Source organism: Nocardia sp. NPDC052112, assembly GCF_040680135.1.
Taxonomy (GTDB): domain Bacteria; phylum Actinomycetota; class Actinomycetes; order Mycobacteriales; family Mycobacteriaceae; genus Nocardia.
In genome coordinates this window covers 313,536-324,920 of sequence record NZ_JBFAWD010000009.1, presented here as the reverse complement: position 1 = coordinate 324,920, position 11,385 = coordinate 313,536, and the positions used below count along the sequence as shown (strand labels likewise).

At 62.1% G+C, this 11,385-nt stretch carries 11 protein-coding genes; 1 reads left to right on the top strand and 10 read right to left on the bottom strand.

The features are described from left to right. Nucleotides 1-679, top strand: a 679-nt coding sequence (locus AB0L58_RS20395) for a TetR/AcrR family transcriptional regulator (protein WP_364388816.1), incomplete at its 5' end; no start/stop codon positions are given. Nucleotides 680-871: 192 nt separating this feature from the next. Here the strand turns inward: AB0L58_RS20395 and AB0L58_RS20390 are convergent. From AB0L58_RS20390 to AB0L58_RS20345, 10 genes are all read right to left on the bottom strand, one after another. Continuing rightward, nucleotides 872-1,537 carry a hypothetical protein gene (locus AB0L58_RS20390; protein ID WP_364388814.1) on the bottom strand — a complete coding sequence of 222 codons (666 nt, stop codon included), beginning with the start codon at nucleotides 1,535-1,537 and terminating at the stop codon, nucleotides 872-874. Between the two features lie 57 nt (nucleotides 1,538-1,594). Continuing rightward, nucleotides 1,595-2,554 (bottom strand): MlaD family protein, encoded by a 960-nt coding sequence (locus AB0L58_RS20385; RefSeq protein WP_364388812.1) that lies wholly within the window; start codon nucleotides 2,552-2,554, stop codon nucleotides 1,595-1,597. Further along, nucleotides 2,551-3,462 carry an MlaD family protein gene (locus AB0L58_RS20380; protein ID WP_364388810.1) on the bottom strand — a complete coding sequence of 304 codons (912 nt, stop codon included), beginning with the start codon at nucleotides 3,460-3,462 and terminating at the stop codon, nucleotides 2,551-2,553. Before AB0L58_RS20380 ends, AB0L58_RS20385 begins: the two co-directional genes overlap by 4 nt. A 92-nt stretch (nucleotides 3,463-3,554) precedes the next feature. Beyond that, a complete protein-coding gene (locus AB0L58_RS20375) occupies nucleotides 3,555-4,745 on the bottom strand; it encodes an MlaD family protein (RefSeq protein ID WP_364388808.1) in 1,191 nt (396 codons plus the stop codon). Then, nucleotides 4,655-5,671: an MlaD family protein gene (locus AB0L58_RS20370; RefSeq protein ID WP_364388805.1), complete on the bottom strand. Its 1,017-nt coding sequence runs from the start codon at nucleotides 5,669-5,671 to the stop codon at nucleotides 4,655-4,657. Before AB0L58_RS20370 ends, AB0L58_RS20375 begins: the two co-directional genes overlap by 91 nt. Continuing rightward, complete coding sequence (locus AB0L58_RS20365; protein ID WP_364388803.1) at nucleotides 5,656-6,672, bottom strand: MlaD family protein; 1,017 nt, start codon at nucleotides 6,670-6,672, stop codon at nucleotides 5,656-5,658. The genes AB0L58_RS20370 and AB0L58_RS20365 overlap by 16 nt, the downstream gene beginning before the upstream one ends. Continuing rightward, nucleotides 6,669-7,757, bottom strand: coding sequence for an Mce family protein (locus tag AB0L58_RS20360; protein WP_364388800.1), 1,089 nt, complete (start codon nucleotides 7,755-7,757; stop codon nucleotides 6,669-6,671). Before AB0L58_RS20360 ends, AB0L58_RS20365 begins: the two co-directional genes overlap by 4 nt. Before the next feature lie 4 nt (nucleotides 7,758-7,761). After that, nucleotides 7,762-8,592, bottom strand: a complete 831-nt coding sequence (locus tag AB0L58_RS20355; protein ID WP_364388871.1) for an ABC transporter permease — start codon at nucleotides 8,590-8,592, stop codon at nucleotides 7,762-7,764. Nucleotides 8,593-8,636: 44 nt separating this feature from the next. Further along, complete coding sequence (locus AB0L58_RS20350; protein ID WP_364388798.1) at nucleotides 8,637-9,545, bottom strand: ABC transporter permease; 909 nt, start codon at nucleotides 9,543-9,545, stop codon at nucleotides 8,637-8,639. Nucleotides 9,546-10,253: 708 nt separating this feature from the next. Then, nucleotides 10,254-11,255, bottom strand: a complete 1,002-nt coding sequence (locus AB0L58_RS20345) for an ABC transporter ATP-binding protein (RefSeq protein ID WP_364388796.1) — start codon at nucleotides 11,253-11,255, stop codon at nucleotides 10,254-10,256. Between the last annotated feature and the right edge of the window lie 130 nt (nucleotides 11,256-11,385).

Genomic DNA, 11,385 nt, shown 5'->3' with positions numbered 1-11,385 from the left:
GCCACCACCGGAAACCGCGAACCCCTATAATCGACACCGCTCACGGGTGGGGAATTTTTACGAGTACGGGTGGGGAACTTCGGCGAGCGCCGTCATCATGGCTCAGCATGGGTACGCAGGAGCGACGATTCCGCGCATTGTGGCGGCGGCGGGCATACCGCTCAGTTCCATCTATCACTACTTCGGATCCAAAGAAGGACTGTTGTATGCGGTGATGGAACGCGGGGGCAGCCGCATGGCAGAGACAATCGCAGCCGCACCGCCCGATGCCGATCCCCTTTCCGCGTTGACCATGCTGATCGATCAACTTCGCGAGAACATCGAGGCCTATCCACACTTCTTCAACCTCGTCCTCACCACAATCGACACCGCGGCAGGCACCAAGGCAAAACCGGCACAACTCGCCCGTGACCTGCGCGACCTGGGTCTTACACTGCTCCGCAGTCAAATCGCGACCGTGTTGGACATCGATCCGAAAAGCGAGGCAGCCGAACACATGGCCCGGTTCGCCCGAGCCACCATAGACGGTGCCCTCCTCGCCGAACGAGGAGACCAAGTTCCGCTCCAACAAACACTGGCACCGCTCCCGGTAGCACTGCTGGCTACGCACCAGCACTACCAACAATCGGACGAGTCGGGCATGCCCTCGAATTCTGACGCGGCAGCCCGGCATCGCTGACACCGCTCGAAGTAAGAGCAGCGATACCAGTCGACGGAACCTTTCCATATCTCCACCGCGTGGGAGTGGTTTATCTACTATTCTTCCTCGATCCGTCGACGACCGTTGCGCCACAGTGTCATCCGGCTTTGCCGGTGATCAACTGAGCGCAACTGCTCGCCGCGCCCGTCGGTGGCGAGCGCAGGGTCGGCGTTATCGAGGTGCGCCTGCGCCAGCGAGGGCGGACCCGATTCCACCGATGTCGGTAACGGTCCAGTTATTGCGGCTGTCGATGCTGAGCTGGTAGGTAGCAGTCGACTGGATTCCCTCGGGCGCTTGGCTGTTCTTGGTCAGCACGCTGACGAAACAGTCCACCGAGTACGTGCCATTCGCTTCCGATCGAACCTTGGCCGCGATCGGCTTCGCGGTGGACACCCACTGCAGCGGGGTGATGATCTGCTCCATGGAGGTCGCCGCCTGGGTCAGGCGGTTGGACAGTTCGGGGCTGGTTCCCTTGGTCAGCCGAGTACGCCATGCAGCCAGATCCTGGAAGTTCATCTCGGCGGCCGCGGTGGCGTAGTCCAAGGCGACCTGTTCGACGTGCGCCGAATCGGCCGCGTTGGCGTGCAACGCATCCAGATCGCTTGCCTTACTGTGCAATTGCCATCCGATAACGCCGATCGCGAGCACCATGGCGATGACGATCGCCCAGGCGATCACGGTCTTGAGTTTGATCGAGGAGTCCCCGGCTCGGCGGCCACGCCGGACCACCGCGCCGACGACCTTACCGGCCCGGGTGTCGCTGCCGCTGTGCTCGGTTGCGGCACTGGTGGTGTTGCTTGATTCGAAGTTTTCGAGAACTGTGGTGGGCTGAGTCATAATGGCCTTTTCTGAGCGTGGGCGATCACATTCGTTGCTGGGGCGATATCTGCAGAGCTACCTCCCAGGTGGGCGAATGTGCATGGTGATGCCATCACCCGGAGTGGTCGACGCGAGTGCGTTGTCGAGGAACTGGCCGATGTTCACCGTCGCCATCGACGCGGCCCCGGCCCGGACTCCGGGCAGCAGGTCGACGCCGAGGGTGTTGAGGTCACCGGAGTTCTTGTCGAGGAATACCTGAAGTTGATCGATCAAGGGCGCGGCACCGTTCTCGATGCCGTCTTTCAATGGCCCGAACGACGCCGCGAAGTAGATACCGCCGAGGACACCTCGGAAACCGTCGCCGAATGCCGCGACGATCGGTGTCGCCGCCGCGAGATCACCAGGGACGGAACCGGTTTCGAGCAGCAGGGGCTGCATCGATGTGAGCAATGTGGTGAGGTTGCCCGACTGGTGGGTGAGCGCACCCGCCAGCAACTCCCCCGCGTGCGACAGATCGCCCAGCACCCAGGCGTCCTCGGGAAGCGCGACGTCCATGGTCTGGAAGATCTCCTGGATGCGCTGCGGCTCGACTTGTTCGAGCATTTTCGTCAATCGGGCCGAGAGCTCCTTGAACGTCGTCGGCACCACGACCTGGGCCGCGGGTATCGTCGCGGCATCGCCCAGATATGGCCCAGACGCCGTCGCCGGGATCACGGCAAGGTAGGACTCGCCCAGCGCAGAGAGATTGTCCACTCGGAACCGGCTGTTGACCGGAATCCGATATTCACTGTCGTAATTCCATGCGATATCAATCTTTTCGGCCGAGGAATGGACCGCGGTGACGTGTCCGATGGGCACCCCGCGAAGTAATACGCGAGAACCGATGACCAAGCCGTTGGTATCGGGCACCGCCATCGTCGCGGTGCGGACATCGGCGAAAGCCTCTGTCTCGAGTCCGATTCGACCCAGGTACAGCAACGATGCCGTCGCCAATGCGGCCATCCCGAGCACAGACATGGTGGTTTTGGTGTTCACTTCACTGCCCCCAACATCCGCAGCAGGTTTTCGACATCGGCGATGAGCTGGTCGCCTTGCGCGGATTCGACGGATCGAATGTTGACCGACGGGTTCTGCGCGAAGGGTAAGACGGTCGCACGCAAGAAGTTCGACAGCTTCTCGGCATCGGAGGGGCCTTCATCCCAGATGCCTCGGACGATTCCGCCGGTGTCGGCCAGCGAGTTCAGCATCGGCACCATCCACAGCCCACCCTCGTAGACACTGCCCACCGACGGCAGGATCTGGCTGATGTAGGACACGATATTGACCGCGACCCTGCGCCAGTAGTGGACCGTCTCCTGAGAGAACAGCGTCGCCAAGGTTTCCGACTTCTCGTTCATCGCCACGGCGGTGCCGTCGAAGCCATCCAGCAGTCGGTCGATCTCGGAGGTGTTGTCGGCCAGATTGCGCATGTCGACCGCGACGACGGAGGCCAGCCGTTGCACATCAGGCGGCGTAGGCATCACGGTGTTGATTCGACCCATCGCGTCCTGAACCTTCTGGATACTGCCGCCGTTGACGAAGTACGCCAGCACAGCCATGGTGTCTTCCAATTGGGGCGGGGAACTCGTGTGGCTCGCCGGGACCGTTCCTCCCGGCCGCAGATACACATCGGCCGCACCGGCGGCGGCGTGGTCCAGTGCGATGTAGGTGTCGCCCAACAGTGTGTTCTGGCGGATCACGGCTCGCACGTCGGCGGGTATCCGGGTGCCCTCCTTCATGAGGACGGCGACTTTCACCGACTTGTCCAGCACCGTGACATCGCGGACTTCGCCCACCCGCAGTCCGCCCATCATGACGTCCGCGCCGGTCGGCAGATTCATCACGCTGACGAACTCGAGATCAACGTTGTAGCCGTTGCCGACTCCGCCGCGAACCGACGGCAAGTCGTCCGGTCCCAGTGCGCACCCGCTTGTAGCAAAGATGCTGCAGCACAAGAAAATAGCGCCGACCCCGGGTTTCATTCTCGGCCAGATCTTCATTGTTGACCTTTCGCGAGCACGAGGTCCAACAGTCCGACCACGGGAACCTGCATCTGCCCGGCTGCAGATGTGCAGCTGCCTGGGACGAGCTGGTTGAGCGCGTCGCACGATTGCGCGACCTCGGACGTGTCGAGCTGGACGGTCGGCGGCTGGTAGCCGATTACCATTTCGCCGTTGTTCTCCGATTGCTGTCGCAGCATCGCCGCGACAGCGGGGATCGAGGTCAACAGGCTTTGGATGTCCTCGGATCGGCTGGCGGCCAAGTGGATCGCCGCGGTGACCGGCCCCTGCATCAACGGCCAGATGAGGTCGCCGTAGTTGCTTTGGACGTGGTGGAGCACATTGACCAGCCATCCGATGCCGACGCACACGTCGATGACTCCCGGCCACAGATCTATACCGGCCGAGACGACCTCGGGCATCTGGTCGAGGATGGATCGGATCGAGGACCACCGTTGCAGGGCGTCGTCGGTCAGCGGTGCCATATTCAGGATGATCGAGCCGATGTCGGCGATCAGTTTGTCGGGGCTATTGGCAGCCGCCGACGCGTGCAGCATCATCGCGCGGGCGTTGTCGCCTTGTCCGCGTAAGGCCTGCTCGAACCCGGCGACGGCGTTCTCGAAACTCTGCCTGCCGTTGTCAGGGCTGAGGGTGTCGATGAAGTCCGCTGCCGACCCGGCAATTTCGGAGATGCTCTTGGGCGTGAAGCTGTGCGCCAGGGGAATACACTGCCCCGAGGCCAGCTCCGGTCCAGCCTGGTAGTTGCCGACCAGTTCCAGGCTTCGGTCGGCGAGAATGGATTTCGAACGCGTGACCGCTTGTACGTCGGCGGGGAATCTGCGGCCCCCATCCAGCGTGAAGGTGACCTCCACATAATCACCTTTGGGTTGAATGCGGTCGACTTGCCCTACTTGAAACCCCATCTGGGTGACCGGGTTTCCTTCGTAGAGGCCCACGGAATCGGGCATTTGCGCGCAGTATCCGTTGTGGCTGTCGGGCGCGATGTTGTCGATGACGGTGAAACCCACGCCACCCGCGGCCGCCAGACCGACGACGACGGCGACCCCGGCCAGCTGTTTCCTGTTCTTGTTCACGTTCAGCACGTCCGCCCGGGAAGAGGGACACAGATCCCTGATGCCAATATCGTTCCGCCGCTGATGGTCGCCAGTCCCTCTGGAGTCAGCCACGCTTCCAGCTGTGCTCGTAGTCGCTGCATCTGGTCGATGGCCGGGCCCATACTCGTGTTGAAGTCCTCGATGGATTTCCGAACCTGGTTCACCGCGACGAGTACCTGGTCGGAGTGGTCCAGATAGAACTTCTCGATCGGCTGGACCCGCATCAGGACGTCACCGAGCAGCCGATAGGCCTCGTTGAATCCGACGTGGGAATTGTTGTAGGTGGATACGACAATGTCGACTTGCCGGATGAGGTCGAAGACGAACTCGCGGTTGGCGTTGAACGTCTCGAGATATTCCGAGGCCAGATCGGTAATCCGGCGGACTTGTTCGCGCTGGCGATCCATGACCGTGGCGATGCTGTTCATCCCGGCGATCAACGACCCCACCGACGTGCTGTTGTGTTGCAGCGCCGCGGCGACCTGGTCGATATTGGCGTCGATGGTGGCGCCCTCGACCTTGTCGGTGACGTGGGGTGCGGCCTGTAGTACGTCGCCGATCGAGTACGGGACAGAGACGTGATCGGCGGGTATCACCGATGTGCCGAGCGGCTTCTCGCCGAGCGGGATCACCGTGACCGCGTAGCCACCGACAGGTGTCAGCATCCGCACCTGCACCCGAGAATCGTTGCCCACGAACGTGGAGTCGGAAATCTCGGCGTCCACACGCACCGCGGTCGGTCGCAGCGACACATTGGTGATCTTGCCGACGGTGATGCCCGCGACTCGAACTTCCAGTCCGGTGGTCACCGCCGAGGCATCGGTTGTTTCGAAGGAGATGGTTCGTCGACCGACCGGATGGGTGTACAGCAAGGTGGTGGCGGCCAGCGCGACGACAGCGACCATGACGACGACCGTGCCGAGTAGAACTTCGCTTCCGGTGACGCGGCGTATAAGCCCGCGTGCGCCGGTTGGTGTTGTCCTCAGTGCCCGTTGCATACGACGACCTCGCTACCGTTGAGCAAAATATTGACTTCTGTCGGGAGCTTCGCCACACCGCTGCTGCAGTTCATCGATCCCGCTGCCGGAGTCGACAATTGCGGCAGCTGCAGTCCGGCGAAAGCGACCGGTAGCAGCCGTAACGCTTCAGCGGCCTGCGGGATCGACGCGAACGCCTGACCGAGCAGTTTGTCGATGTCCAGGTCGCGGGTCAGACCGAGCTGGGTGATCAGCCGATGCACCGGGGTCAGGAATTCCGGCCCGAACGCGGCGGTCTTGGGAAACTCCTTCAGTACGGTCATGGCCTTGGCGATCGGGAAGCTCAGCGAATGCAGGAACTCGATCACTTGCGGTGACTTGCCGCCCATCGAGTCCGAGATGCGTGACATGTTCGCGGTCAGCGTCGAGATCACCTGCTCGCGGTCGTGCGCGAGGTCCGCGAGCTGCTGCACGCTGTCGAGCATCGGGGTCAGGCCAGATCCGTCGCCCTGCAGCAGTGTGATCGCGTTCTGCATGAACGTGTTGATCTCGTCGGTGCTCATCGTGTTCAACACCGGCTGCAATCCGTTGAACAATTCGGTGATGTCGAACGACGGACGTGTCATTGCCGTGGTCAGGTGCCGCACTTGTCGTCCCGGTTGTTCGGGCGCCTGCAAATCGATGTACCGGATGCCGGTCAGGTTCTGGTACTTCACCGCGAGGATGGTGTTGTCCACCAGCTGATAGGGCTTCTCCAGGGAGAACTCGACCTCGGCGATGCTCCTACCGTCCTTGCGGGTGAGCTCTATCGAGCGCACCTTCCCGATGCGTACACCTTTGGTGCGGATGTCGCCGTTGACGTGCAGACCCGAGACATCAGTGAATTCCGCTGTGTAGGTGCTGGTTTCGCCCTCCACCGGGTTCTTTATGGCGCTCAGGATGATGGCGAAGAGCACGACCGCGACCGCGGCGGCGACGCCGAGTTCAGCCAGGATGGTGATCAGCCTGATGCGAGGACTCATCGCGGCGCCTCCTGCGACGGGACCTGCGGGATGCCGGTGAGCGCCAACGGCGCGGCGATCATCGGCAGGTCGTCCAGGACGACGCGCAGGTTGAGGGTTTTCGCGTTCTCGGGACCACTGAATGCGGCGTTGTACCGGTCGATCAGCGTCATCAGCTTCGCCGGTGCCATTCCTCCGTCCAATATGTGCGGAATCGCGTCGGTGAGCGCCTGAACCAGCTGAGTCACCGGCGTCAATTCGGTTCCGTGCGAAGCCAGTAGCCGTCCCGCCTTGCCGAACAGACTGTTGGCAGCCAGCCCGAGACCTGCGTCTGTGTAGTCCATGAAGGCGTCGTCGACGCCCACCGAACCGTCTGGGCGACGGTTGTATCGACTGTCGTAGACGTTGTAGAGAGTGTCGATCGCCTGTCCGCTGAATGCCGGAAGCACCGCGAGGATGTCGTTGGCGTAGCGCAGCAGATCGGCCGGCAATGCCTGTTGGGTCGCCGCGACGCGATCGGCGAATACGATGCCGGACTGGATCAACGGCGTCAGCCCGTCGGTGTAGCGAATAACCTTATTCAGCGTGGCGACCATCGACTGGGTCAAGGTGCCATCGATCGCGAGCGAACCCTTCTCCAGCATGGTCGACATCGTGAAGTCCCCAGCCGGCATTCGGTTGATGGTGCGGCCCGCGACAAGCGCGGCGCCGCCTGGGCGTCCCACCAGGTTGACGGCGGTGATCCCGAAGTAGTTCTGGGGGCGGAAGTCCAGTTCGAAGGAGTCGGTCAAGCCGTGGATTTCGTCGGGCTGCAAGGTCAGACTCATCCGCACGGTGGCCGGGCCGGTCTTCTCCAGTCCGGTGACCTCACCGACCTCGGCGCCGTGCAGGATCACCTTTGTGCCGGCGCCGACGCCTGGTCCGACGTAGGGCACCTCGACGCTGAGCGGTAACCCATCCGGCTTGTCGTAGCGGGGATAGACCCACACCGCGCTTACCAATACCGCCGCGGCCACCGCTACGACCGCCGCGGCCGCGCCGCTCACGACGCGGGCCTGATGCCGGTCGCTACCTCGCAGAAAGTCCTGATTCCGTGTTTTGACCATCGACCTATCCTTTGAAGACCAGCAGCGGGCTCAGACCCCAGATCGCAACTGTCATGGCGAAATTCAGTACGACGATCGCGACCAGACTTGCGCGAATCGCCCGCCCCGACGCGGCGCCGACACCGGCGGGACCGCCGCTGGCGAAGTATCCGTAGTAACAGTGGATAACCGTGACGACCGCGCAGAACACGACAGCCTTGAGCACCGATGCGGTCAGATCCGGCACACTGAGGAACTGGCTGAAATAGTGGTCGTAGGTGCCCGCAGGTTGCTGGTGGAAGATCTTGACGATGATGCCGCCGGTGAAGAAGCTGATGACCAGCGCCATCAGGTATCCGGGCAGCACGACCAGCATGCCGCCGATCAGTCGAGTACCCACGACGAACGGAATCGCCTGCAGGCCCATGGCTTCGGTGGCGTCGATCTCCTCGGAAATCCGCATCGCGCCGATCTCGGCGGTCATTCGGCAACCCGCTTGCGCCGCGAAACCGATGCCGGTGATGATCGGAGCGATCACCCGGATATTTCCGAAAGACCCGATGATTCCGGTCAACGCGCCGAACCCCAACAGATTCAACGCCATGAACGCCTCGATGGCCACGACGGCGCCGACCGCGACACCGAGAAAGAACATCAGGCTCACCACGCCGCCGTCGACGATCAAAGACCCACTGCCCCAAGCCATGTTGTTCATGGTCTTCACGGTCTGTTTGCGATAGTGCCGGATTGTGATCGGCAGCAGGTAGCAGGTCTTGAACGTGAAGACCGCGACTTGTCCGATCTCGCCGAGAAAACCGTTGACGCCCCGGGCCATCGATTGAAAGGGACGCAACATCTGCTCAGACCGAGCGAACTGATATTTGGATGGTGCGCTCATCATCACGCCAATCGTGCGGGGAAGAACATCATCTGAAGTTGGCTGACGAGTAGGTTCGTCATGAAAATGCAGAACACGCTCAATACGACCGAGGCGTTCACGGCGTTGGCCACACCTTTCGGACCGCCTTTCGCCTCCAGTCCGCGCAAGCTCGCGATCAGGACGACGATGGCCGCGAATATCAGCGCCTTCAACACCGAGAACGCCAGGTCGGTCGGTGTGGCGAAGGCTCCGAAAGATTGCCAGAAACTGCCGGGCACCACATGGTTTACGTTGGCCGAAATAAGGAGTCCCGCAAACACACCCGCGAAAACGATGATGATGCACAGAATAGGAGCGATCGCGATCATCGCGAGAAACCGTGGCATGACCAGACGTTCGATCGGATCCACACCCATGACGCGCATGGCATCGATCTCTTCACGAATCGCTCGGGCACCGAGGTCAGAGGCGATCGCCGAGGCCGCGGCACCGCTCATCAGCAAACCGGCAGCCATCGGAGCCCCCTGGCCGACCACACCGAGTCCACTGGCCGCGCCGGCGAGAGAATTCGCACCGACCTGATTCATGATGCCGCCGACCTGGACCGACACTTCCGCGCCGATGGGTATCGCCATCAACAGCGCGGGAAGTGCGGTCACTTTCAGCAATAGCCACATCTGCTCGACGAGCTCGTGCACCGGCATGCGCAGTTTGATGGTGTCGACGACCGAATACCGCACCACCGCGCCGGTGAGCTGGGCCGACCGCCCAATGGTGGCCAAGCTGCGCAGCGGCGCCTGCCTCGCGTACGCGGCGGCGCGCTCGGTCACCGAGCGGCGTCGTGGCTGCGAGTTGTTCTTGCCCTCGGCCACCTTTCGAGCTACATCGGAATCGGTATATCCGAACGTAGTAATCTGTGCGACGCTCATTTGTCGGCATCTCCCTTCCGGGGCATCGCTTCATCCAGAGGTGCTGCGCCCACGATTGCTGTGCTCGGTGTTGCGGCCGATCGGGTGCTCGCTATCGCCTCCGCGAAAGCGAGTTGCCCTGTTCTCGTGGGAGATTCGACGAATCTCGTAGCCAGACGGACCCGCTCCGTGTCCGCATCACGAGGCGCATTTCTTCGATCGGCATAATGTCGGGCGGCCAGGTCAACGGGTTGGACAATCGAAACGTCCTTGCATCGAGCAGAGTGCTCCAGATGCGCGGACATATCCCCGCCTGTCGGCGGTTCCCATGGCGTTTCGGCAACGTTGCCTACGAGCTTCATTGTTCGATACTCCGTATTCCACGATGTCCGCGACCGGTCCAACAATGGACTAGCGCGTGGGGGTCGCAGCTTGCCGTCTAGACCGCACATCCGAAAACACCTGAATGTGACTGCTACCACCTGCAGAGGGAAAAGTGCTGCGCCTCACACAGAACGTACGGCATGTTACGAGAGACGTCAATCGTATTTTGTCATTTGTAATCCACCCGCGTTCGAGCGCATCGGAAAGCCCGCAGGCGGGTCTCTAATTTTGTTGAAACACAACGGCTTTCAACCGCGAACGACATCGCGGTGCAATGAGCGGCGCCGTGGGCCACTCGAGTCACCGCGAGCCGAACCACAAGTCACGATGGATAGCGCGCCATTGTCAGCGCACGTACGCCTGAACCCGTTGGGCACCAAGACTTTCCTCCACGGCCGCCTGCGCTGCGGGCGTGAGGGTGTGCATGATTTCGCGGACCCGCGCCTGACGACGCGCGACCGCTCGACGCTCAGGCATCCCGGGGGTCGCCTGCATCTGCGCGATGATGCCCTCGACCTCTTCGGCACCGCCGTGATGATGACCGGCGGCGACGAGAGCCTGTTCATGCGCCATCTGCGCCTCGTCCTTCTCCTCACTCATCCCGATCGGGCCGATCATGCGGCCGTTGAGGAACTGCTTGACCACCGGCTCGTCCGAGGTCAACAGCACCTCGCGCGGCCCGAACATGACCAGCTCCCGACGAAAGAGCATGCCGATGTTGTCGGGCACGGTGCGGGCCAGATTGATGTTGTGGGTGACGATCAGGAACGTCGCATCGATCTGCGCGTTGATGTCGAGGAAGAGCTGGCTGATATAGCTCGTGCGGACCGGGTCCAGGCCCGAGTCGGGCTCGTCGACGAGGATGATCTGCGGATCCAACACCAGGGCACGAGCCAGGCCTGCACGCTTGCGCATGCCACCGGAAATCTCACCCGGGAGTTTGTCTTCCGCGCCCAGCAGACCGGTCAGCTCGAGCTTCTCCATGACGGTCTTCTTGATGTCGGACTCGGACCGTTTGGTGTGCTCACGGAGCGGGAATGCGACGTTGTCGAACAGGTTCATCGACCCGAACAGCGCTCCGTCCTGGAACAGCACTCCGAACAGCTTGCGGATCTCGTACAGCTCCTTGTTGGAGCACGTCGTGATATCGACCCCGTCTACATAGATCGAGCCCTCCTCCGGTCGGAGCAGCCCGATCAACGACTTCAAGAACACCGACTTTCCGGTGCCCGAGGGGCCGAGCAGCACACTGACCTCGCCCGCGGGGAGGGTTAGCGTGACGTTGTTCCAAATAGTCTGCGCCCCAAAACGTTTGGTTACCGCGCTTGTGCCGACTTCGACACCCATGATCTCTCCTTCGCCCGACAGGATCCGGGCGCGGGTCCGCGACTCGCAACCCGGCCCTTCGACGTCGATGCAGTTCACGCCCCCGGAGCCGGGTTCGCCTCGAGCGCTGGGTCGATGCCCATCGAGGACG